The organism is Arthrobacter sp. G.S.26, from assembly GCF_050847375.1.
Taxonomy (GTDB): domain Bacteria; phylum Actinomycetota; class Actinomycetes; order Actinomycetales; family Micrococcaceae; genus Arthrobacter.
Genome location: NZ_CP193753.1, coordinates 104787 through 128279, shown reverse-complemented (window position 1 = coordinate 128279; position 23493 = coordinate 104787). Strand labels below are relative to the sequence as shown.

Sequence of the window (23493 nt, the reverse complement as noted above, 5' to 3'; positions counted from 1 at the left end):
GTCAGTTCGTGCGGATACCGATGAGTCGGTGTCCCTCCGGGACCCGTTCACGCAGCGTTGTGAGGGCCGCATCATACGTGTCGCCGGCGGCGGCTGTGACGTGATCGTGGGACCCGTCCGGGGCTTCGATGGTGCCTGTTAATTCCACGTTTTTACCTTCTGCTTTGTGGTGGTGTTCTTTGATGTGCCGAACCGTTCCATAGCGTGCAGGAGCGGGGGAATGGGGTGGTGGAGCAGGTCCACCGGGCGCCGGCCTTCCAGGTCCGGGCAGGGTGTAGTGATCCAGGCGCTGAAGTAGTTGTGAGCGATCCGCAGCTCCATCGCCCTGGCAAACAGGACGAGAACGGCCGGCCTCACTTCCAGGGTGTCGGTGAACTGGTAGCCAGGGCACAGGGTCTCGTCCCCGAGGAAGATCCGTACGAGCTGACGCATGACGGGTTCGGGATCCGCGTGGATCGAGGCGAGCCGGGTTCGTACCTGGGCGAGGGTGGGAAGGCCGTACTCGGTACGGATGCCCTCCCACACCGCCGGCGGGATCGCCTGCCCATACAGGACTCCCGGCGCTGTGGTGGGGTTAGGTGGCGTCATCGATGGAGGTCAGGATCCAGTGATCGGTCATCGCCGGCTGGCGCAGCTGCATGGTCCGCAGTGGAGAAGCCGAGTTGATCCTGACCTGGACCTGCCAGATTGTCGTATCGACTACGGCCGCCCCGACCGGGGCGCGGTTTTGGGTTTCCCACCAGGATTCGCGTTCGAACCAGCGGACAGGGTCCGCGGCCACGGCCCAGATATGCCCGTCGTACCTGACGGCCAAAGGGGTGCCGTCGAGGGTGAAGCGGACGTCCACCGCGGCCGCGAGGGGGGCTTCAGTCTGTACTGCTGTCACGTTGTGTTCTTTCTCCCAAAGTTCGTTCAAGTGTCCTGGTGCGGGTGACGGCCGAGGCCCATACCCATGTCGAGCGGCGCAGCGGCCCGTCGGTCCAGGACACCTGCACGGCTTTCTGTGTCCACGTGTGCGCAAGGCCCTCGATGAGCTCGGAGCAGTCCTGGAACCGGATCCAGGCTTTGACCGGGATCCCGTGCACATCGACCTGCATCGGGGCGTTGTCCAGGTCCAGTTCTTCCGGGGTCAGACCGATCGGGCCGGCCCGCCGGGCGTACCGGGCCTGCAGCCGTTTGAGCTGGTCACGGTCCATACCACACCTTTAGAACACTTCAACGAACGACACTCTTAGCAATACGAAGATAGCTTCGAATAAATCTTACTGGTTCATCATGCATCCAGGCACCGACAACCACCACCTACGGGTGCCGGCCATTCCCTGGGGAAATGCGGGCCGGTTCGGGCAGGCTCGCTGGTGCTCGCCCTGGTTGCGGTGCAACCAGAAGGGCGGGCGTCCGCTGGCGCGGCCGGCTGTCCGGTGGTGCCGGTCCGTCGCAGAGCTCCTGCCCGTCATCACCTGATTTCTACGTCTTCGACGTTTTTTGGTTGCTGTCCTCCGGATTCTAGGCGTCCGCTCCACCCCGTCTAGCCCCTGTCGTTCCTCCAGGGGCCTGCGGCGCACGGGATCGGCTGCGGCGCTCCTGCGTCGCTTATTTCCTTCGCAGATCCCGCGCCCCTTGCCCTGCAGGTAGACAGGGCTCCGTCGGCCACCGAGCAAGCAAGCTTGCCAGCAACCAAAAAACAACGGGGGAGAAAGAGGGGCAGCTGGCCCGGTAACGCCGTCCCCCCACCACCCCCATCCTCAGCAAAGGACCAAAACCATGAACGCCATCACCACCAAGACGATCACCACCGAGGACACCGGCGAGAGCATCGACGACGTGACCGTGCTGGGTGATTACCACATGAACACCGGCTACGACTGGATGGAACTCATCGGCGAACACGGTTGGGCTGTGATTCCCAGCTGGGGCTCTGACGGCTGGGACTTGGGCCAGTGGCCCTATGTCATGGTCGCCGGAACCCGGACGGCCGACGCCGTAGGCAATCTGTTCGGCATGGCGACCTACTGCGAGGGCGACGTGACGACCACGTTCTACCGGACCAAAGCCAAGTTCTGGGACGCGATCAGCGAGCAGGCATTTTTCCACTGGAAAAACGGGCAGGCCCACGGCCCGGACGACCTGCCCGAGGCCGCCGCCGACCTGCCCGGCAAGTACCGGATCCCGTCCATGTATCAGGAAGCGGCCTAACCAGCCCCACCGGTGCCCCGCCCAAAGCCGGGCGGGGCACCATCCCCCCAACTTTTCACGAAGGAGAACCACCATGAGCACCTGCAAAGCCCTCATCATCCCCGCCGACACGTCGCAGCCTGCCCGCGTTGATTCCATCACCGCGGACCTGGAAACCCTCCAACACCTGGTGCGCGGCAACATCGAAGCCGTCAGCGGCGATAACTGGCACTTCTACCTCAACGAGGAAGGCAAGATCCTTGGCCTGGAACCGAACACCCGCGCCGGGGCGATGGTCCTCCAGCTCACCGGCGACCTCCAGGACGTTTACTGCGGCGACGTGGTGTTCCTGGGCGAAACCCCGGACGGCGACGAAGCAGACGTCCCGGCCAAACTATGGGGCCTGCTGGCCCTGATGGAAGGAAGCCAACCCCCCGCCCACTAGCACCGGGGGGAGCGGGCCGGGGACAGTAGCCCCGGCCCGCCTCAGGCGCGGGGCGGGCCACCGCCGAGCCGTACCCGCCACAGGGAATCATCACCTGGCGGCGGCCCGCCGTTCCCACCACCAAACCCCGGGGCCGGGAACAGGTGCCGTGACACGCCACCGAAGACCCCGCCACCGCACGGCTGGATTCCCGGGCAGGCTCGCTGGTGCTCGCCCTGGTTGCGGTGCAACCAGAAGGCGGGCGTCCGCTGGCGCGGCCGGCTGTCCGGTGGTGCCGGTCCGTCGCAGAGCTCCTGCCCGTCATCACCTGATTTCTACGTCTTCGACGTTTTTTGGTTGCTGTCCTCCGGATTCTAGGCGTCCGCTCCACCCCGTCTAGCCCCTGTCGTTCCTCCAGGGGCCTGCGGCGCACGGGATCGGCTGCGGCGCTCCTGCGTCGCTTATTTCCTTCGCAGATCCCGCGCCCCTTGCCCTGCAGGTAGACAGGGCTCCGTCGGCCACCGAGCAAGCAAGCTTGCCAGCAACCAAAAAACAACGGGGGAGAAAGAGGGGCAGCTGGCCCGGTAACGCCGTCCCCCCACCACCGAACAATCCTCAGCAAAGGACCAAAACCATGACTGATTCAGTACGCGCCACCGGCCCCGCCGACGTTCTCAGCTTCATCCCGCACGCCCTGGGTTCCGTTCCCCGGGAATCCTTCGTGCTCATCACCGTCAACAACGGGCGGCTGGGCGCCACCCTGCGCGTCGATGTTCCGCTGGCGCCTACCCCGGCCATGTACGCCCGGACCGTCGCCGGGCACCTCGCAGCGGACCCCGCCACTACCTCGGTGCTGCTGGCGGTCTACACCGACCAGACCGGCGCGCCGGAGCTGCCCCGCCCGTTCCACGAGCACATCGAAGCCCTCATTGAGGTCCTGGACGAGGCCGGGACACCGCTCAAAGACGGCTGGCTGGTGACCTCCAGCCACTGGCAGAACCTCCTGTGCGACGGGCAGGACGACTGCTGCCCGGCCTACCCGCTGGAGAGCATCACCGACAGCGCCCTGAACGCTGAAATGGTTTACCGCGGGAGCGCCTACAACCAGGACCCGGGCGCGACCTACACCCCGTACACCGGCCCGGCCGAGACGGAGGAAACCATCATCGCGGCCATCGCAACCCAGATGATCACCGGAACCGAACACGCCGAAGCCCTGTGGGCGCACGCGCTCACAAGCAACGGACCGATTCCTGAACAGGACCGGATCGAGCTGCTGGCCACACTTCAGATCCCCACCGCCCGGGACATGGTGCTGTGCACCATCATCGACCCGGACCTGAAAATCGCTGACGGGGCAGGGGACCTGCTCATCGGCAAAGTCGCCCCGGACTGGAACCGCGTGGACAAAGCCCAGGAACGGGCGCGGGAACTCATCAACGCCGCACCCACCGGCTACCGCGCCCCGTTGCTGACCCTGATCGGCTGGACCGACTTCCTCAAAGGCCGGGCATCCTCAGCATCGAACCACTTCACCCAAGCCAGCAATGACAGCCCAGGCTTCCGGCTCGCGGAACTGCTGACCGGCGTGATGAACCTCGGCACCGTCGCTGAAATCGCCAAGAACCCAGCCACCGCCTACAAACCCCAGCACTAACAACGAGTGGAAGGGGGCGGGCCAGCAAGGTCCGTCCCCTTCAAGCGGGGGCGGGCGGCCTCCCCCGCAGGCTCCGCCGGCCGCCTGTCACGCTCGCGCGGGCGCAGCCTGTTAGGAGCCTGGAGATGGGACGCACAGGGATGCTAGCTCGGAGTAGCGGAAACTCTTAGTTGTAGAAGCCGCCCAGCACAGTCAGGACCGTGAAAAGCAGCCCGAAAATTCCGATGGCGTAACCGACAGCGAGGGATGCCCGGGCAAGCTGGCGCCCCTGACCGCCGTCGCGATTGATCTGGTTGAGAGCAACGTGCCCCGCTCCCACGGCGAAGACCGCCAGCACGGTGAAAGTCCCCAAGAATCCAACTACGGCAACCACGGCACTAACTACTGCCACGATAGCCATACGGTTGTAGCCGGTTGCGGCCGGTGAAGCTGCTGCTGCTGCTGACATTTAAGGAGTCCCCCACTCTTGATCGCTTTGGCTGAGTTTACTCCCTGCCGCAATTTAGCCCTTGGGCTTGTCTAAAGGAACATCTCCGCCGGCCGCCGGCCGCCTGTCACGCTCGCGCGGGCGCAGCACCACCGGGAAAACACGCAAACACCCGCCGGGTTAGAGTGGAAACACGACAACCAGGCAGGAACCCCCCATGAGCCACGGATACATCCTCACGGACCAAGACAAAGCCCCCGAAGGCATTACCGCGGCCGAAGAAGCCATCGAGCTGGCCGTCCTGGGGAACGACAAAACAACAGGCCCCACGGACTTCACCTGGGACCACCAAGACCAGCAATACTAAAAACCCGCAGCGATGACGCTGCCCCATAGATTTCCTTTTGCTGAGGGAAAACAGGAATGGCCGGCACCCACAGGGTGCCGGCCATTCCGCTCTCCAGCCCCGCCGCAACGTGACTAATGTACTTACCCGGGCAGGCTCGCTGGTGCTCGCCCTGGTTGCGGTGCAACCAGGTGAACGGGCGTCCGCTGGCGCGGCCGGCTGTTGGGTACTGCCGGTCCGTCGCAGAGCTCCTGCCCGTCATCACCTGTCTCTACGTCTTCGACGTTTTTTGGTTGCTGTCCTCCGGATTCTAGGCGTCCGCTCCACCCCGTCTAGCCCCTCCTTCGTCGGGGCCTGCGGTCCACGGGATCGGCTGCGGCGCTCCTGCGTCGCTTATTTCCTTCGCCGATCCCGCGGCCCTTGCCCTGCAGGTAGACAGGGCTCCGTCGGCCACCGAGCAAGCAAGCTTGCCAGCAACCAAAAAACAACGGGGGAGAAAGAGGGGCAGCTGGCCCGGTAACGCCGTCCCCCCACCACCCCCATCCTCAGCAAAGGACCAAAACCATGAACATCACTGGAGACCGTACGGCCCGCGCAGCACTGACCCGCCTGTTTGAACCTGCCGACCGGGTGGTGGCCGCCATCGTTGGCCAGCTCGGCGCGTACGCAGCGTTCCGCCTGCTGACCGGCCAGCAAGCACCCCACGCCTTGAAGGGCGTCACCCCGGAAGAACTCACCGCCGCTGTGGCCCGCGCTGCACAGCACTACGCGGGAGACATTGACCCGCAAAAAGACCTGGACGACGCGGCCGCGATGGGCGGCGGGTTCCTCATTCCGGGGGACGAGCACTGGCCCGCAGGTGTTGATGATCTGGAGGTGCCACCGCTGGGACTTTGGTTCCGGGGGAACCTCACGACCGGGATCCCGGCCATCGAGAAGTGCGTGACACTCACCGGGTCCCGCGACTGCACCGCCTACGGTGCAGCTATTGCCGGGGACTTTGCCCACAGCCTGGCTCAGCGCGGCATCACCGTTATTTCCGGCCTCGCCTATGGCGTGGATGCGGTCAGCCACAAGTCAGCGTTGGCCGGAGGCACCCCCGAGGCGATGCCGACCATCGCCGTGGTCGCCCGTGGCGTAGACCGGTTCTACCCTTCAGGGAACGCCGACCTTGGCCGGGCACTTTTGGGAACCGGACTCATGCTTTCCGAAACACCAGCCGGGACCGCCCCGACCCGCCACCGGTTCATCCAGCGCGGCAGGATCATGGCCGCCCTGTCCGGTGCCGTGTGTGTGGTGGAGGCCCGCTACCGTTCCGGTGCGCTGAACACCGCCCATCACGCCGAAACCATCGCCCGCCATGTAGCAGTCGTTCCTGGTCCGGTGACGTCCGCGAACAGTGCAGGCTGCCACCGGCTCGCCCGCGACGGTTCGGCCGTCCTCGTAACCGAAGCCAACGAACTGATGGAACTGCTCACCAGCTAAAACCATGCGGTGGCCGGACGCCCAAAGTCCGGTCACCGCGGGCGGTCCGCCGCATGGGTGGCCGGGTTCAGTGCCTGGGAACCAGCGGCGGACCGCCAATGACGCACCAGCCGCCCGGAGCACTCACGCCCGGCGGCACACCAACACACCCTGCAGCGATGATGCTGCCTCATGGATTTCCTTTTGCTGAGGGAAAGCAGGAATGGCCGGCACCCGAGAAGGTGGCGGCCATTCCACTCTTAACCTGCATCATGGTATCGCCCAGAATGCCAGCGCCGGCGCCGGCATCGGTGTTCGGGCAGCTCGGAACGCCTCGCCCTGGGTTTCGCTTCGCTGCACCCAAGAGAAGGGTCGTCCGCTTCGCTCCCGCCTGTTGGGTCCGGGGCCGGCCGTCGCAGAGCTCCGGACGTCCCCGAACCGAGGTCTTCGACGCTTTTTTGTGGCTGTCCTTCGGATCGTACGGTTCCGCTCCAGCTCTTGCTCCTGACCCCTCCGTAAACTCCGGGGCCCTGCGGTCCTGGGATTCTTCGACGGCGCTCCTGCGTCGCTTATTTCCTTACGAAGATTCCCGACACCTTGCCCTGGCGGGAGGAGGCGCTTCCGTCGGCCCCGTAGAGCACTGCGTGCCAGCAACAAAAAAACAACGGGGGAGAGGGGTAGCTGGCACGGTTACGCCGTCCCCTCACCCCGAGTGATGAAACAAGGAGAACACCAAACATGACTGCAATCGCAGAAAACTCCACCGCCACCACCGTTACCGTCCCGGCGCTGGAATGGTTGGACCCGTCCACTCTCACGGTGGACGTGAACGTCCGCAAGGACGCCGCCCTGACCCCCTCGTTCGTGGCGAGCATTAAGGAACACGGCGTGATGGAACCGGTGATCGCCCACCGCAAGGACGACGGCACGGTGCACGTGCTGATGGGCCAGCGCCGTACCCGCGCCGCTGTCGAAGCCGCCCGGGGCCTGATCCCGGTGATGGTCATCGAGTCGCCGGAGGAAGCGGAACGGATCGTGACGCAGGTGGTGGAGAACATCCAGCGCGCCGCCCTGACGGAAGCGGATGAAGCCGACGCGTACCACCAGCTGTCTCTGATCGGCGTGAGCGCGTCCCAGATCGCCAAGAAGACCGGGCGGACCAAGACCACGGTCGAGGGTGCGTTGAAAGCCAAAGCATCCGACGCCGGGACCGCCGCACTTGGGCGGGGGTGGAGCATCGAGGAAGCCCTCATCATGGCCGAATTTGAAGGAGACCCCGAGCGTACGCTCGAGTTGGAGTCGGTGATCATGGATGAACCGGACCAGCTCCACCACGTGGCCCAGCAGTTGCGGGACGAGAAGGAACGCGCCGCCGCCCTCGCCGCCTTCACCGCTGAACTCGAAGCGACCGGAACCAGCATCGTTGACGCTCCCGGCTACAGCGACGAAGAAGTGGCCCGCGTGGCCTCGCTGAACCGTGCCGATGGGGAACGGGCCACCGAGGACGACGGCAACGCCGTGTACATCGCCACCGACGGCACCGGGGCACACATCACCGTCCCGGTCATCGTTGGCTGGAAAGAACTCGGCTACAAAGACCGGTACAGCTACCACTCATCCCCGGCCAACAAAGGCCCGATGACGGACGAGCAGAAGGCCGAACGGAAAACCCTGATCGAGAACAACAAGAAGATGGAATCGGCCACGGTGGTCCGCAGGGCATGGGTGGCCGGGTTGCTGGGGAAGAAGCAGGCCCCTAAGGGCTGGCAGTACTTCACCGTCCACGCCATCACCCACCACCCGGAGGTTGCCAGCGGCTACGACGGTGAGGTGGCCTCGACCATGGCAGGGGCCAAGATCGAGGGGGATAAGTCGTGGGCGTGGAACCCGCTGAGGGATCACGTGGCCAAGACCACGACCCGGCCCGAGGTTTCCCTGATCGCCCTGATCTGCGCCGGGTATGAAAAGACCATCGCCAAAGACTCGTGGCGGTCCCCTCACCAGTCCCACCGCGATTACCTGAACCAGCTGGTCACGTGGGGATACACCGCTTCCGAGACTGAACAGATCATCATCGACAGCGGCAAGTAACACCCGCCGGGCATAGAAAAACCCCGGACCCTAGATAACGCAAATATCTAGGCTCCGGGGTTTCTTCTCCCCACATTCTACCGGCCACAACCGGCAAAACCCAAGGTCATCCCGGTGTGGGGAGCAGAGTGCGGAACCTTCGAAAACGCGGGCGGTCCGCCTCACCAGGTGGCCGGCTCCCAGCGTGGTCCCCACCGGCGGACCGCCATTCACACGCGACACCCGCCGGCTATGCCCTAGGTACAGCGCATTGGGAATGCGGGGGAAGGAAAGTTCCATCTAGGGCATTTCCCTTCGCCCTCCTTGACACGGCAACACCAGGCTCAGGCTTTCTCACGAAGAGGCAAAGGCAGCTCCCTGCAGATGAATTTCTCTACCCCGCATGCGATTCAAGGAAGCATGGCGGGTCAAAACAACCGCGGAAAAATTCGGCCAAGCGTTTGACTTGCGGTTCTAGGTAGAGATGGTTAGGCTCCGAATGTTTGTCGGTATCACACAATTTTGGGGGAAATAATTGAAGAAAAAGTTGGTTATTCGCACTCTAGCTACCATGGCTGTTGGCATGTTGCTGCTCACCAGCGGGACTTTTCCGGCAAACGCCGTTGACAAGAATGTCGGTTCTGATTCTTGCTCTGCCGCAGACGTTGGTGCCGGTGCTTGTGTCACTGCTGTTGTTACAGGAGGAGAGGACCCAGTTGTTGCAGGCGTGGTACAGCAACTACAAATGGGTGTTCCGGTGATTTCTGTCGAAAAGTTCGTGCAGCGTAGAGGGGAAGTAAAATCTGATGCTGCGCAGGTTAACATACAGGAAATTGTAGAAACCTATAAGAAAGCACCGTCGGCGGAAGCCAAGAGGGATGCTCTGAAAATTGGGCAGCCTGTCCAAAGGAACCCTGGAGGGGTTGGCACGGTTGTGGGCACCACTCTTGACGTGAAGGACACCATTACGTACGAGTACTGCAGTAGCAGCACTGGTATCTGCAAGCCTTCCGGAACAGTGAATGTCGAGTGGCGGATGTCCACCACTGGCAAGATGCGTTTTGCCTTGAGCGGAGATATCGATGTCACTTCAGGATCGGCAATCCGCATTACGACTATGTACTGCTACACAACACACGATGGATTTCTGAATGTTGACGACATCGTGCACAACTGGGAAAACTGTCCAAACGCTAAGACCACTAACGAGGTCATGTACCGCCAGATTCTGAGTGCAAGCTGGACTGGAGGAACTAAGAACGAGGTTTATCACCCGACATACGTTCTTGCTTTCAAAAACTTCGCGGCTACTTTCCAGAAAGTTTGGGACGGGCGCGAATACAAGATTGCCAGCGACGGCACTACCAGCTGGTCTTAATTTATTAGTAAGAAAACTGTGAGTCGGTTTGACGATTTTAGGAAATCGTCAAACCGACTCTTTTCTCCGTACTCAGATTCAGCGCTGCGAGGTGAGCACTTACTTGGTACTCACCTCTGGTCAATTCATTAAGGGCAGATCCCTCCCATGAAACGGGCAGGGTGACGCGATTGCCCGGAGCCAACTCCGGCAGTACCCCACCAGATCCACGTGAGTACCATCTTGTACCTGAATCCTGGCCACAGACGTTAACGATTGCCCCCTGTACCTGCTGGAAATCCAGCTCCGTTGGGACCCACGGAACGTTCGAATCGTTCACTAAGACGACGTCTAAACTCGGTAGGCCTTCCCGCGTTCGAACAACGGCCTCCTGTGCCCATTCCAGCCGCAGCCCTTGGCTACGCTGTTCTCGACTTGGAACAGGGAGACAGTTCACGGGAGTGGAAAAATACCAGCCGCTGTTCCCGTGTGCGAATTGGACAAGAACCCAACGCTCCAGTTCGACAATTGAGGGCGCACCCAAAATCAACACCTCATCGGACCACGGCTCTGACCGAGAATCGACAATCCGCCAGCCTGCTAACGGAAAATCACTTCCTGCCCTTGGTGGGAGAGCACCGTCTGCTCCCGTGGGTGCACGTCCCGCGATCACATGTTCCCAGGCAAGGCCTGTTCCTTCGAGACTTCGAGGATTCACCTCCCACACGCCCAACTGGATCAGCTTCTGCGAATCAACGTTCATGTGTCGCTCCCCAATTCCAAGCAATTCGTCCGACAGCGGCATCGTGGCAGCATGTTCGTCCTTCGATTATGACAGTTCTTGGCTTTTGTTTTGCTGGCACGTTTTCGGATTGATGCTGAGTTACCGATCTGCCGCGGCTTGCCTCTCGCAAACCTGATCATGGTGAAAGCTCAACCCCTCCGGGCTTTTCCCGCGCACAGGGGACGACGGGACCCAACAGACCGGCCAGGCCACAACCGCCAAATCACCACCATGGGCCGGTGGCCCTGGACAGCCTCTTTCGCCGGGGGACTCACAAACAAAAAAATGCCGTGGACGACAGGATGAGGTCCGGGGCCGGGTACGTGCCGGCAGTTCCCTGGGGGGCAGGGTGGCCGGGCCTTCAGGCGGCTCTATTCCGAGGACAGAGAACGGGGCGGCCAAAGCCGGAAAGCTGACGAATATTCCTTAGTAAATTGCCTAGATTATAGGCCAAAGGCGCTACTAATTCAGTTGGATAATTGCTAAAATGGAAGCATCAAGTCAAGCAGTCGAACGCAACTAAAACTCATACGAAACCAGGTACTGAAAATGACTTCTTCACCCACCGCTTACACGGTCTACACCAAGCCTGAATGCCCGAACTGCGATAAGACCAAGGCCTACTTCGAGGCTAAAGGCATCACCTACACCGCGGTGGATATCACCGCGAACCCCGCCGCCCTGGAATACATCACCGCCGAACTCGGGTACGCCCAGGCGCCCGTCGTTGTAAACAACGCCGATGACCAGGACCACTGGTCCGGCCTGCGCCGCGACAAACTCGTCACCGCCACCATGAATCACGCCCGGGAAGGGGCCACAGCATGAGCATCGAGAAGGAAACCATCACCGCAATCTTCGACCGCGCCGAAGTCGAGCCCAGGCACCGGGAAGACCCTGAGCTGCTGGGAGCCGCCTACGCCATCGCGTTCATCAATGACGCGGAAGAGGGGCCCGAAGCAAGGCTCTACGACTCGTCAGTGACCCTGTTCAGTGACGAGGAAGGCCGCTACCCCTACCAGGCTTCGACGAGTGCGATGCTCGAGGAGGTCTATATCGCACGGATGTGGCGCCGGAGCAGCGACCTTGAATGGGCAGGGATAGAGGCGCTGGAAGCCGCAGCCGATGACTGAGGCAACGGTGGGGGACCGGTTCGCGATGAGTCCGCGACGGATTACAGATGCGGACTGGTTCGGTCTGGAAGCCAACGAGTCAGGGACCATCAATGTCCCCTTCGAGGACCCCCACCAGGGGATGGCGTACCCGGAGTATGCCGGCGAAACCCCGGGCAAGGCGCCGGTGATCATGTCGGGGGAAACGACCGTCACGATCATTGGGAACCTGACCGCCGACCCGCAGCTGCGCTACACAAAGGCCGGCGCGGCTGTTACGAACTTCACCATCGCCTCCACGCCCCGGACCATAGCGGCCCTGGGAAACGACGGGGATCCCGGGGAGACCATGTTCCTGCGGTCCACGCTCTGGCGGGAAGCGGCGACGAACGCCGCCGCGTCCCTGAAAAAGGGCGCCCGCGTCATCGCCAGCGGCCGGATCAAACCCCGCACCTATGAGACAAAGACCGGCCAAAAGCGCATCGTCCTGGAACTGGAAATCGATGAAATCGGGCCCTCACTGCGCTACGCGGCCGCGAGGGTGAACCGCACCGAACGCAGCCCCCAGGACAGCCGAACCCCGGACCCCGGAACCGCCACGTAAACCCGCTGCCCCGTGTCGGGGACAGCAGGTACGCTGAGCCGGACGAGACCACTGACCAACCTTCTGAGCATCAACAAAGGACAACACCAATGACGCATGCAGATGACCTCCGTGCCTGGGCAAAAGGTTCGTACACGACCGAAGCCGCCACGGAGCTGCTGCTCCGTGCTTTCGGCGGCCGCTTCGCCGCCGTCGGCCAGCCATGGGTCCACACGAGCACCGAGCCGCAAGGGCCGAGCCAGGTGAGCGCCTGGATCGATTTCGCTTCTATCCCGGAAGAAGTTGGGGTGCTCTCCGGTGGGGAGCGCCGGTTCCTGCTGTTTGCCGCGTCGCTGGCTGAGGATGTCCCTGTTGTCCTGGGCGATGTGGTTCCCGGTCTGGACCGGGTGAACCTGGATCTGGTTCTCGCCGCGATTGCCCATGCCGGCGGCAGTCACCAGCACTCGGATATTGAAACCAAAGAAGACGGCTCCATCGTGCTGTATAGCGGGTACCTCGATGCCCTGCACGCGTGGCCGCAGGCTTCGCCCGCGGCCAGCTAGTGCCGGCGGTTTAGTCGCATGGCCAGGGAGAAGAAGATAGCGGCGTTCACGCCGTATTACACCGAGGAACAGGCGGATCAGGTGCGGGCTGCTTTCGTTGAGGCCGGTAAGCCGGCCGAGGGGGATGCGAGCTTGTCGGACTTCATTGTCAGGGCCACGATGCGCGAGGTGAAGCGCCTGCAGCGCAAACACAACAACGGCAAACCGTGGGATCCGGTCCCTGCCGGGACGGCCCGTCCGGGCCGGCGGACCCGCGCCGAAACCGCAGCGAGCGAGGACCGGGCATGAAACCCCGGTGCCGACGCCCTGCCGTGGTCGCCCTTGTGGCGGTTGCCGGGGCGGTGCTGATCAGTTCCTGTGAGAAGCCGGAGTCGTTGGCTTTGAACCCTTTTGATTACATGGACCCCGTGCCCTGCACCGCAACCGGTACGGAGACTGTGTCCGGGAGGGCGCCTTCCAATGTGGGAGCTTCGTACCGGGTGCAGTCGGTGGTGGACGGGGACACGATCCGGATCGACTGTGATGGGGAATCCACCCGCGTGCGCCTGATCGGGGTGGACACTCCCGAAACCGTCAAAGACGGTACACCGGTGGAGTGCGGCGGCACGGAAGCCTCCGAGTTCCTGCGCTCCAAGTTGAGGGCCAGGAGGTGTTCCTGTTCGGTGACACCGCCCAGGGGGAACGGGACCGGTACGGCCGGCTGCTGGCCTACGTCTTCACCACGGACGCCCTGCTGGAGTCGGTGAATGAAACCATCCACGCCCAGGGCCATGGCCGGGAAGCGGACTACGGAAAGGGATACATCTACAGGGATACCTTTCAGGCCAGATCACTGAAGGCCCGTAACAACGCAGAAGGCGTCTGGGCCTGCCCGGACTAAGACCCACACGACCCGCTGGGAGCGGCCATGTTCATCTTCATTTTTCTTGCAGCGTTCGCCGCTGTCGCCCTGGGTGGTTGGGTCATCTACGCGCTCACCCACCCGATCATCGCCGGGCAAGGTGTCCTGATCTTCCTGTGCAAAGCCGCCGGGTTCATAGCCCTGTGGATTGCCCTGGGATTCTGGATCGGTCAGGGCTTCGCCCAGGCCATCCCCGCCTTCCTGTTCATGGCCGGCATCTTCTTCGCCGCGAACAAACTCCAGCTCCGCTGGCGTGCCTGGTGAGACTGGAATGACTCCGGCACCGGAGGAACGGTTCTGGTCCAAAGTCATCAAAGGCCCACACCAGGAGGACTGCTGGTTATGGACCGGCGCCGTCTCCGATGATGGCTACGGCCGCTTCACCCTGAACTCGGACGGCCGCACCCAGGCGCTACGACCTCACCGCTTCGCATTCCACCTGGTGCACGGTATCGGGCTGGATTCATTCGGGGACTTGATGCACCGATGCGATGTGCCGCTCTGCGTCCGGGCGACAACCGGGGAGGACACCCATCTGCACCCTGGATCGAACCGGGAGAACATGGCTGACCGGCTCGCCAAAGGACGGGACTCCAACGGATCGATGTTCCGCTGGCGCGGACTCTCCCGTGACCTTTTCGCCCAGCGCTCACGGACACTGCGCGATGAGGTTCGCGCCTACGGTTGGGAACGCCCGGAACGCATCCGGGCGCTCCTTCACGGAGCTGACCCGGAGGCACCAACACTCTTCTGAACCTCAGTTGCCCTTAACGCGGTGGGGCCCCGGCGAATCGCCGGGCCCCACTTTTGCCTTGACTACGCGCCCTTGGCCTCTGCAGTTTCCTCGTTCCCGGCTACAGCGGCCGGACGCTCCGCTGCGGCCGGCCTGGCCGCCGCACCCGCCTGGTCCAGAAGCTTCTTCAGTTCCGCCCCGGTGATACCCAGGCGGGCAGCGACGGCGGACTTTGATTCACCTGAGGCGACCATCGCGGCCACGGTACCGGCCGCGCCGGCGGTTGCCGCGACCGCCTCTTCCTCGGCCCGGGCCAGGAGCGCGTCAGCCTTGACCCTGGCGTCAGCGCGGACCTGCTCCGCCTGCTCCTGCCGTTCAAAAAAATCAGCGGCAAGATCGATGAGCTTTTCATGCCGGGCGGTCAGCTCCTGAGCTTTCGCCCGTGCCTTCTCGCGGGCCGCTACCTGCGTCGCGGACTTACGTGGTGATGCCATGATTCGGGTCCCTCCCCCTTGAACTGATCCATGGAACAGACCTAACGGCTAGCGCCGTGCCTGGTCCATATCCGGACGTGGCCGCCACAACCTCCCGATGCTTGTACTCGGACGCTTCACCGGCGGGCCACTCACGGTCAAACCTACAGGATCGGACCTTGCTGCGCCCGGACTGTCCTCTGGATTGGTTTGTCCATACCTGCACGGCTCCGAGAGGGAACAGGTCTCTGCTCTGCCCACCTGTGGATAAAGAAAATCCGTTGCGGTTCAACACAATCGAACGCACTGTGGATAACGAAAAGCGTGTTACCCACAGCCCATTCTCATGTGCAGAACCGCATCAAAGTCTTGATGGCCAAAAACAGAGCGGGTTGCCTTGCAGTTCTTCTCCGCCGTCGAAAGGCAAACCACTCTGAATCCGTCACACCTCATGCATCATTGATCAGTGAGGCTCCTTGGGCGGTAGGCTGGGTCCATGATGACCGTGCACAAGCTCAGTGCCGGCGACGGATACACGTACTACACGCGTGAAGTCGCCAGTGGTGACGAGCTGCGCACGAAAGACCGTGCACTGGGGGACTACTACACCGTGGACGGGAATCCTCCCGGCCAGTGGGGCGGCGGCGGAGCCGCTCTCCTGGAAGTCTCCGGGGAGGTCAGCGAAACTCAAATGGCGGCCCTCTTCGGTGAAGGACTGCACCCGGACGCCGCCGCGAAACTGGCAGCGGACCCATCCGCGAAGGTCGCCCTGGGCCAGCGATACCGCAAGCCCACACAGAAAGATGATGAACTTCAAAAGCGGATCAACACCGCGACCGGAGACTTCCAGCGACTGAACAAGCGTGAACCTGACGCGGATGCCCGGCGTCTGATCCGGACCAAGGAAGGTGCGCAGTACTTCCGCGAGCTCAACGGCCGGAACCCTGCCGATAAGGAGGAACTGGGCAGGTTCATCACCGCCAACACCAAGCCCGCCTCACAGACCGTGGCAGGCTATGACCTGGTGTTCGCACCGGTGAAGTCCGTGTCCGTGCTGTGGGCTGTGGGCGGTGAGGAAGCACGCAAAAAGATCGAAGCGGCTCACCACGAAGCCATCGAAGAGACGATGGCTTTCCTGGAAAAGGAAGCCACGTTCACCCGCCGCGGACGCAACGGCATCCGCCAGGAAGACGTGGAAGGCGGACTCGTCTACACAACCTTCCGTCACTACGACTCCCGCAACGGGGACCCGCAACTGCACGACCACGTCGTGGTCTCCAACAAGGTCATGGGCGCCGACGGGAAATGGTCATCCCTGGACGGACGGCTGTTGTATCAGTTCAACGTCGCCGCGTCCGAACACTACAACCGCACCGTCATGGAGAAGGTCTGCACCCGCCTCGGCGTCGGAGTCACGACCCGCAAAGTCTCCGGGGACCGGCCCGTCATCGAGATCGCCGGGATAAACCTCGCGGCGATCGAGGCTGGTTCCTCCCGCTCAGGGGACATCAAACCGGTGCTGGACCAGCTCGTGCAGCAGTTCACCGAAGACCATGGCTACGCCCCGAACACCAAGGCAATGATCGCCCTCGCGCAACGTGCCACCCTTGATACCCGGCCCGAGAAGAAAGCCGCACGACGGCTCTCTGACCTGGTCAGCGAATGGACCGAAGAGTTCGCCCAAATCCCCGGCATGGTCGTCGGACCCGCAGCCGTGGCCAAAGCCCAGGCACGTCGGCACGACGCACGCGACGCCGCCGAACGGGACGGCAAACCGCTGGTAACCCACGCCGATGAAGTGGACCCGGCCCTCGAAGCCGCCGGTGTTATCCGCACCCTGGTACGGTCCCGCGGCGTGTGGGGAGAACACCACATCGACGCCGAAACCCGGCGCCGGCTGGGATCGAAATTCGGTGAACTGCCAATCCCCAAGGACCTCATCGAACAGGTCAAGGCACGCGCCATTGACCAGTTCTCCCTCCGCATCACAGCCACCAACCCCGCCTCCGAGGTGGAGGCGCTGCGGCTCCGCAACGGCGCCAGCCGGTACGGCAAAGTCCACTCCACCCTCTACACCTCCTCCGGTGTCCTTCACAGCGAAGACCGGCTGCTGACCGCAGCCCAGCGCACCGTCATCCCCGCCGCGACACGGGAAGCCTTTGAGCTCGCCCTGACAACCCAGGACAAAAAGTTTGATGCCGGGCAGCTGCGCATGGCCAGCGAGTTCGCGTGCAGTGACAAGCTCCTGGTCATCGGTGTCGGCCCCGCCGGTGCAGGGAAGACCACAGCGTTGAAGCTCGCCGCCGACACGGTCAGGGAGAGCGGCGGTGCCGTGATCGGGCTTGCCCCCACAGCCGCTGCAGCAGCAGTGATGGGCAAGGAACTCGGCGCCAACGCGACCACCATTGACTCCTTTGTTCTCGGCTACAAGAGCCGGAACCCCAACAAGGTGGTCCTGAGCCCGGGGGACGTCATCTTCCTCGATGAGGCCGGCATGGTCGGCACCGAACTGTTCGCCTCCGTCGTGACCATCGCTGAACAGCACGGCGCGGTGGTCCGCGCCCTGGGGGATGACAACCAGCTCTCCGCCGTTGGTTCCGGCGGCGCCCTGCGGTACCTGAAGAACACCGTCGGGGCCGTGCACCTGGAGGACCTGCACCGGTTCCGGAACGCTGACGGGACACCCAACGACGCCGAAGCCGCCGCCACGTTAGCGCTGCGCGAACCCCCGGCCGCAGGTGTTGATGACCCTTGGGCCTTCTACCGGGAGAACCGCCGCGTGGTCGGCGGCGACGCCGAAACGATGACTTCCCACGTCTACACCGCCTGGGAGAAAGACACCGCGGCCGGGAAACACTCGGTGATGATGGCCTTCGATAACGGCACCGTCACTGAACTGAACGCCCGCGCCCAGGCCTACCGGCTCGGGACCGGCGCCCTGGAAGACGGGCCGGCCGCCACGCTGCGGGACGGGCTCGCCGCCCGGGCCGGGGACGTCATCGTCACCCGTCAGAATAATCGCCGCCTGTCCCTGAACCGCGGCAAAGACTTCGTGAAAAACAACGACGTCTGGACCGTGCACGAAGTCCACACCGACGGGTCCCTGACCGCCAAACACCAGGGCCACGCCGGAACGATCACCCTGCCCGCACAGTACGTGCGGGAGAACACGATGCTCGGCTACGCCTCAACCATCCACCGGACCCAGGGCCTGACGTGCGACACCACCCACGCCCTAATCGGCTCGGGCCTCTCCCGCTCCCTCGCCTACGTCGCCGCTTCCCGAGGCCGGGAATCAAACAACCTCTACGGCGTCGTCCAGGACGGCGAAACCCTCACCGACGTGCTGCGCTCCGTGGCAGGAAACCACGACGGGAACCTCACCGCCCACGAACAGATCGACGCCGCCCGCGCAGCGGCCCGGGCTCTGCCCGAAATGGTCACCGTCTACAAAGACATCGACGACCAGGCCAACGAACTGCGGATGGCCAACACCGCCCGCAACATCCTGGGCGAAGGCAAAGCCGAACCGTTCATCGCCTCCGACGCATGGGGCGCCGTCGCCACCCACCTGCGTCATGCAGAGAGCGAAGGGTTCAACATCGCCAACCTCCTCACCGACGCCGCCCGGGATCCTTTCGAGGAATCCCAGGAACCCGGCGCTGTCCTGGCCTGGCGGGTTGAAGACAAACTGGACTACTGGCGCACCCGCGCCGAAACCCCTGGCCGCCGGCCCCTGGAAGCCGTCAGCGACCAGGCACTGGAACGGCTCGCCCGACGCGCCACCGGGGACCTCATGCGCGCCCGCGCAAACACCGGCACAAACCCCGCCGCCGTCCCGGACCAGAAGCAGCTGACCCGGAACTGGTTGAAGGAAACCAAGGAAACCCCGTGGCAGTCACGACTCCACGGACACCTCACCGACGATGACCTTGATACCCGGATCCGCCGTGCCAAAGAAACACTGCGGACCGATAAGACGATCAACGATTCCCCCGCGGCCGCGAAAGCCACCTGGCTCGCCGGTTCCCTGCAAAAGGAGAAGGCCTTGCGTGAGCTGATGCCAGAACCCGTCCGCGCAGATGAAACCTACGAACGCGGGGCGACCACCAACTACACCCGCGACCCGCACGCCCCACGCATTCGTGCCGCCGAACAGGTCCTTCGCCGCATCGAAGCTGAACAGAACCTCCGCCGGCGCCTGCCCGAACCCGTGGCCACCACGCCCGCCCCGGACGGGTTGCCGGCGTGGATGGCACCGGCGGATGTCATCACCCACCAGGACACCCCCGCACCGTGGCGGACCGAGCTGCAGGAACGCCGCGAAGCCATGGCCCTGGAAGTGAACCGTCTCGGATCCCAGCTCGCGGCCGAACCACCGGCGTGGGCCGAGGCCCTTGGCCCCGTCCCCTCCGATACCGCCAAGCAGCAGCAATGGCGGGACCTGGCCGCGGAGGTCAAAACCTTCCGCGACACCTACAGGGTCCCGGAAACCGAAACGACGGTACTGCCCGCCGAATTCACTGACAAGGGCATCGGCGCCGAACTGAGGAACCGCGTCACCGCCATGCACAAATACTCCGCCCAGACCGCCAAAGACCCCCTGGCCGGTGCTGACGCGACCCTCATGGCAGAAGCGGCAAACGTGGAAGCGGCCGTGGCCGAAACACCCACACCCGCCGAGCAGGTAGTGGACCAGCTTCGCGAGGAACGGTCCCAGGACACCACCCTGACCCCGGAACAGGAACGAGCCGAACGTATCGCCGCGATGGCACGCCGCATCAGGAGCACCAGCACAACCTCAACGCCGGAACAAACCCCGGAAGCAGTCACTGAAGCCATGAAGGACATCGCCGACCGCCGGCACGCTGAGAAGGACACCCGGCCCTCAGCGCCGGCAGAATCCCTGCGCGACCGGCTGGCCCGGGTCCGCCAGGAAACCGAGGCGACGTTGGGCCAGACACCCAGCGCGGCCGAGAAGATCCGCCAAGCCCAAGAAGCCCAGAAAGCCGAAGACGCCAAACGACGGGCACAACAGACCGGCCCCACAGCAGGACCCGAGGCAGGACGCCGAGGACCGCGGCTCTAAAACAAGATGGACCCTACCGGGGACTCCTCTGTTGGGCGCCCCGTCCAGGGATGAGCGTACCGACAGAGCACCGGCTTCCAATGATGATGGTCCCGGGCCGCACTGTACTCAAACGCCGGCGGAACTTCTCTTTGTCCGAATGCGGACCCCGCCTCCGGGCTGCGCCTCGAACCGCACCACCAGCCGCGCGGTCAGGACTCGAGAGTCCCGCACAGGTATCTATGGAGGCGTTGAGCGAGCCAAAGGCGGCCCCGGCCGCTGAGTCGACGGCGAGGAAGCGGCACGCCATGTCCGTGGTGGTCGATAGGATCGAACGCATGACTGACGCCCGCGACCTCGCTCTCCCGTCCGGCTACACAGAGCTTTTGGGCCAGCTCAAAGAACGGGTTCGGGCGGCACGCATCCAGGCGATACGAACGGTCAACACGCAACTCATCGAGCTCTACTGGAGCATCGGCAGGACGATCCTGGAACGACAGGATGATCAGGGCTGGGGGAGCGGAGTCATCGGACGGCTGGCGGATGACTTGCGGGCCGAGTTCCCTGAGATGAAAGGGCTGTCCCGGTCTAATCTGTTCTATATGCGGGGATTCGCTGCTGCGTGGCCGGAGCCAATTGTCCAACAGCCTGTTGGACAATTGCCGTGGGGTCACATCACGGTGCTGTTGGACAAACTCGAAACCGCGGAGGCCAGAGCCTGGTACGCCTCTTCAGCCGCGGAGCACGGCTGGTCGCGCAACGTGCTCATGAACATGATCATGAATAAGACCCTGGAGCGTACCGGCGCAGCGCCGTCAAACTTTGTGCAACAGCTCGTTGCACCAGATTCCGAGCTCGCTCAACAGATCGCCAAGGACCCCTACAACTTCGAATTCCTCGGACTCTCTGGAGAAATCGCCGAAAGGGACTTGGAAAACGCGCTCACCAGTAGGATTACGGAAACTCTCCGGGAGCTGGGCCCCGGCTTTGCTTTCGTCGGCCGTCAAGTCCACTTCGAGGTCGACGGCGACGACTTCTACGTTGATCTGCTTTTCTTCCATCTAGAGCAGCTGAGGTACGTTGTCGTTGAGCTCAAGACGGGCAAGTTCCAGCCGGAATTCGCCGGTAAACTGAACTTCTACGTTGCCCTGGTCGATGATGTAATGCGCCGGGACTTCCACAATGAAACAGTTGGGATCCTCATCTGCGGCACCAAGAACGACCGTAGCGTCCGCTACAGTCTCGGCCGCTCCACATCGCCTATGGCCGTAGCCGCGTACACCTACGACAAATTGCCGCCAGCAGAGCAGCAAGCACTCCCTGATGAGGGGCATATCGTTGCCGCTCTGGAGTGGGCCGAACCAGGATCCGAAGGAACCACAACGGGGGAGTAGGCCCATTCTCCGGGCCGCCACCTGCACCCATTGATGGCAGTGCGACCGTCCTGAATTGTCCAAAGAACTCTGGACAATTCACGACTGAGCGCTTGGCCCTGTACGGCGCTAGTGCGGCTAACAGGCTTCGTGGTCGTGGAGCGGTCAGTAAAGGATCGTTCTCTGGGCACGTGGGGATGCCACTCGGCAGGCATTACGGTGTCCGTTCTTACGGCCGTCTTCATAGCGGGGTCAATCCTTGTGTTCGGGAACCCTGTGCCGATCAGCAGTGCTCCGCGATTTGCGGTCGGGCGGTGTCCCTGCCCGAGGCCTTGTCGGTGAAGATCCGGTCCAGAACCTGCCCTTCGAGCTGGCGTTTCTCGTTCTGGTCCAGCGTGCTCACCCGCACGCAGCCGACCCGCTGATCAACCACAGGTGCATCCAACCCTCAACCCGTGAGATTGAGTTCTAAGGCTTACTCGGAAAAGTGTCAAGGTGTAGGAGACATGGACGACATCGGGAGTGAACCGTGATCCTGGTCTTCCCATGGATCCATGTCTACCGACATGTCCGTCAGAGCTCAAAGGCGCAGCTCCGGAATGGACCCTTCTCCCTCAGGGCGGCAAGTGCAGGCTGGCCCAGAGCCGGATATCGACAGGTCACGCTGGACGTCGAGGATCATTTACGCCTTGATGATCCAATGGGCTGACGAAGCTTGTCCCACAATTGCGCAGCATTAGGAGGAATAGTGCACGATTTTGGGTCCATCGACTACGAAGCAGCGCAGGCTGCGGGCCGCAGAGAACCGTCCCAGTTTCAGGAAGCAGTCATCGCTGATCTCGAGGACCAATGGGCAGCGTCATACAGGAGAGCTTGGCCTGGTTCTGAGCTAGTGACAATGAACCAAGGCGACGTGCACTTCCTTTTCGATGCCGCGCCTGAGATCCCCTCAGAGCAATGTGCCAGGACCATTGCTGCGTTCGGAAAGGTGAATGGGCTGCGATCGGTCCGTGATGTCGTCTACCAAGCTGGTTTTCCGCTTAAAGTTAACGCCAAACAGGCGTTCGACCGCGGCCACATGATGCCTCATAGCGCGGGAGGACAGCTCGGCCCAAACATTTATGCGCAAGACCGTGCTCTTAACAGGGGTTTGTCGGGGCAAGGCCGACGTTATCGTGCTCTTGAACGAAAAGCCCTGAGTATCTCGAGCGGGGTATTTTTCTGCCACCTAAGGTACTCAGACAAAACAGACATACCAACTTGGGTGGACCTCGGACTCGTTTCCAAGGCCACCCTAGAATCAGACACTTTTTTGAATCGGATGGATTTCCTGGTTGGCTCCGATTTCAACCCCTCAGAACTGTCGGGTGCAGGGCTCACGTCCATCCTCGAGGTACTTACAAGAGGACAATTTGGTGACCTCGGCGAAGAAACTGCTCGTTTCTACCTGCAAGAGAACGGAGCCTTCCCTGTCTCGCTTGGAGATAGCGGTATGCCCCGTAGTAACGCCAGACAGGACCTGGACATGGTGGCCCTTGTCGAAGGTGAATTAGTGGCCTTTGAAGTGAAGACCACCTACCTGGACAAACGAGCAGGAACTGTAACAAGCCAAGGGAACTTATACTGCCCGCCTCGCCGGCGAAAGGGAACAAGGTTGGATCGCTCACCTTCGTTCGCCCAAGGCAGCTCCAACTACGTCGCACAACGCGTCGAGTCCATCTTGACAGTAGACGGAACTCTCGAATGCAGGCTAATAGCCGTCGACCTTCGAAGCCTCAAACTGCAGGAGTTCAGCCTCAACAGCGCGGGCAAGTCACTCGGGCCGAAGTCAGGACTCGTTGACTGTCGGGGCTTCGTTCTCCAGGCTATGGCAGAAATCGTTGGACATCGAGGTCATCTCTAGAGCGCGCTCCCTTGCTTCGACGAATTGTCAGAGGATGCGGTGATACTTAGCTAATAGGTAAGTAGCAAATGCTGCAGATG

Annotated in this window: 24 protein-coding genes and 1 pseudogene; 18 read left to right on the top strand and 7 right to left on the bottom strand. The window is 62.7% G+C overall.

The window, feature by feature from the left end:
* Window position 1: 1 nt before the first annotated feature.
* The 4 genes from ACRB8A_RS19720 to ACRB8A_RS19705 are packed head-to-tail and all read right to left on the bottom strand — an operon-like array spanning window position 2 to window position 1196.
* Window positions 2–148: a hypothetical protein gene (locus ACRB8A_RS19720; protein ID WP_432246113.1), complete on the bottom strand. Its 147-nt coding sequence runs from the start codon at window positions 146–148 to the stop codon at window positions 2–4.
* Window positions 139–588, bottom strand: coding sequence for a hypothetical protein (locus tag ACRB8A_RS19715; RefSeq protein ID WP_432246112.1), 450 nt, complete (start codon window positions 586–588; stop codon window positions 139–141). Before ACRB8A_RS19715 ends, ACRB8A_RS19720 begins: the two co-directional genes overlap by 10 nt.
* The gene (locus ACRB8A_RS19710) at window positions 575–886 is read right to left on the bottom strand and encodes a hypothetical protein (protein ID WP_432246111.1); all 312 of its coding nucleotides are present in this window, start codon (window positions 884–886) and stop codon (window positions 575–577) included. Before ACRB8A_RS19710 ends, ACRB8A_RS19715 begins: the two co-directional genes overlap by 14 nt.
* Entirely contained in the window at window positions 867–1196 is a 330-nt protein-coding gene (locus ACRB8A_RS19705) for a hypothetical protein (protein ID WP_432246110.1), read from the bottom strand. The genes ACRB8A_RS19710 and ACRB8A_RS19705 overlap by 20 nt, the downstream gene beginning before the upstream one ends.
* A 568-nt stretch (window positions 1197–1764) precedes the next feature.
* Between ACRB8A_RS19705 and ACRB8A_RS19700 the strand changes: the two genes are divergently transcribed.
* From ACRB8A_RS19700 to ACRB8A_RS19690, 3 genes are all read left to right on the top strand, one after another.
* Window positions 1765–2196 carry a hypothetical protein gene (locus ACRB8A_RS19700; RefSeq protein WP_432246109.1) on the top strand — a complete coding sequence of 144 codons (432 nt, stop codon included), beginning with the start codon at window positions 1765–1767 and terminating at the stop codon, window positions 2194–2196.
* 73 nt (window positions 2197–2269) lie between these two features.
* Window positions 2270–2620, top strand: a complete 351-nt coding sequence (locus ACRB8A_RS19695; protein ID WP_432246108.1) for a DUF3846 domain-containing protein — start codon at window positions 2270–2272, stop codon at window positions 2618–2620.
* A gap of 613 nt (window positions 2621–3233) precedes the next feature.
* Window positions 3234–4256 (top strand): DUF4192 domain-containing protein, encoded by a 1023-nt coding sequence (locus ACRB8A_RS19690; protein WP_432246107.1) that lies wholly within the window; start codon window positions 3234–3236, stop codon window positions 4254–4256.
* Window positions 4257–4422: 166 nt separating this feature from the next.
* Here ACRB8A_RS19690 and ACRB8A_RS19685 read toward each other — a convergent pair whose 3' ends face one another.
* Window positions 4423–4704 carry a DUF4190 domain-containing protein gene (locus ACRB8A_RS19685; protein WP_432246106.1) on the bottom strand — a complete coding sequence of 94 codons (282 nt, stop codon included), beginning with the start codon at window positions 4702–4704 and terminating at the stop codon, window positions 4423–4425.
* Window positions 4705–4900: 196 nt separating this feature from the next.
* Between ACRB8A_RS19685 and ACRB8A_RS19680 the strand changes: the two genes are divergently transcribed.
* The 12 genes from ACRB8A_RS19680 to ACRB8A_RS19625 all read left to right on the top strand — a co-directional run bounded on the left by ACRB8A_RS19680 (window position 4901) and on the right by ACRB8A_RS19625 (window position 14617).
* Window positions 4901–5050: a hypothetical protein gene (locus tag ACRB8A_RS19680; protein WP_432246105.1), complete on the top strand. Its 150-nt coding sequence runs from the start codon at window positions 4901–4903 to the stop codon at window positions 5048–5050.
* Window positions 5051–5593: 543 nt separating this feature from the next.
* Window positions 5594–6514, top strand: a complete 921-nt coding sequence (locus ACRB8A_RS19675; RefSeq protein ID WP_432246104.1) for a DNA-processing protein DprA — start codon at window positions 5594–5596, stop codon at window positions 6512–6514.
* 717 nt (window positions 6515–7231) lie between these two features.
* Entirely contained in the window at window positions 7232–8584 is a 1353-nt protein-coding gene (locus tag ACRB8A_RS19670) for a ParB/RepB/Spo0J family partition protein (RefSeq protein ID WP_432246103.1), read from the top strand.
* Between the two features lie 514 nt (window positions 8585–9098).
* Entirely contained in the window at window positions 9099–9941 is an 843-nt protein-coding gene (locus ACRB8A_RS19665) for a hypothetical protein (protein WP_432246102.1), read from the top strand.
* A gap of 1312 nt (window positions 9942–11253) precedes the next feature.
* Window positions 11254–11532: a glutaredoxin family protein gene (locus tag ACRB8A_RS19660; protein WP_432246101.1), complete on the top strand. Its 279-nt coding sequence runs from the start codon at window positions 11254–11256 to the stop codon at window positions 11530–11532.
* Complete coding sequence (locus ACRB8A_RS19655) at window positions 11529–11837, top strand: hypothetical protein (protein WP_432246100.1); 309 nt, start codon at window positions 11529–11531, stop codon at window positions 11835–11837. Before ACRB8A_RS19660 ends, ACRB8A_RS19655 begins: the two co-directional genes overlap by 4 nt.
* Window positions 11830–12420, top strand: a complete 591-nt coding sequence (gene ssb / locus ACRB8A_RS19650) for a single-stranded DNA-binding protein (protein WP_432246099.1) — start codon at window positions 11830–11832, stop codon at window positions 12418–12420. The genes ACRB8A_RS19655 and ssb overlap by 8 nt, the downstream gene beginning before the upstream one ends.
* 89 nt (window positions 12421–12509) lie before the next feature.
* Complete coding sequence (locus ACRB8A_RS19645) at window positions 12510–12962, top strand: hypothetical protein (protein ID WP_432246098.1); 453 nt, start codon at window positions 12510–12512, stop codon at window positions 12960–12962.
* Between the two features lie 18 nt (window positions 12963–12980).
* Complete coding sequence (locus ACRB8A_RS19640) at window positions 12981–13250, top strand: ParB family protein (protein WP_432246097.1); 270 nt, start codon at window positions 12981–12983, stop codon at window positions 13248–13250.
* A 361-nt stretch (window positions 13251–13611) separates the two neighbouring features.
* Window positions 13612–13842, top strand: coding sequence for a thermonuclease family protein (locus tag ACRB8A_RS19635; protein WP_432246096.1), 231 nt, complete (start codon window positions 13612–13614; stop codon window positions 13840–13842).
* 27 nt (window positions 13843–13869) lie between these two features.
* A complete protein-coding gene (locus ACRB8A_RS19630) occupies window positions 13870–14127 on the top strand; it encodes a chemotaxis protein (protein ID WP_432246095.1) in 258 nt (85 codons plus the stop codon).
* 7 nt (window positions 14128–14134) lie between these two features.
* A complete protein-coding gene (locus ACRB8A_RS19625; RefSeq protein ID WP_432246094.1) occupies window positions 14135–14617 on the top strand; it encodes a hypothetical protein in 483 nt (160 codons plus the stop codon).
* A gap of 62 nt (window positions 14618–14679) precedes the next feature.
* On the opposite strand, the gene ACRB8A_RS19620 is transcribed toward ACRB8A_RS19625, so the two are convergent.
* Window positions 14680–15090, bottom strand: coding sequence for a hypothetical protein (locus ACRB8A_RS19620; protein WP_432246093.1), 411 nt, complete (start codon window positions 15088–15090; stop codon window positions 14680–14682).
* Between the two features lie 475 nt (window positions 15091–15565).
* Between ACRB8A_RS19620 and mobF the strand changes: the two genes are divergently transcribed.
* On the top strand, window positions 15566–20158 hold the full coding sequence (mobF, locus tag ACRB8A_RS19615; RefSeq protein WP_432246092.1) for a MobF family relaxase: 4593 nt from the start codon (window positions 15566–15568) through the stop codon (window positions 20156–20158).
* 317 nt (window positions 20159–20475) lie between these two features.
* Complete coding sequence (locus ACRB8A_RS19610) at window positions 20476–21531, top strand: PDDEXK nuclease domain-containing protein (RefSeq protein WP_432246091.1); 1056 nt, start codon at window positions 20476–20478, stop codon at window positions 21529–21531.
* A 271-nt stretch (window positions 21532–21802) separates the two neighbouring features.
* Here the strand turns inward: ACRB8A_RS19610 and ACRB8A_RS19605 are convergent.
* Window positions 21803–21943: pseudogene (locus ACRB8A_RS19605) on the bottom strand (recombinase family protein); the annotation flags it as partial.
* Window positions 21944–22408: 465 nt separating this feature from the next.
* Between ACRB8A_RS19605 and ACRB8A_RS19600 the strand changes: the two are divergent.
* The gene (locus ACRB8A_RS19600; RefSeq protein ID WP_432246090.1) at window positions 22409–23413 is read left to right on the top strand and encodes a hypothetical protein; all 1005 of its coding nucleotides are present in this window, start codon (window positions 22409–22411) and stop codon (window positions 23411–23413) included.
* The last annotated feature ends 80 nt before the right edge of the window (window positions 23414–23493 follow it).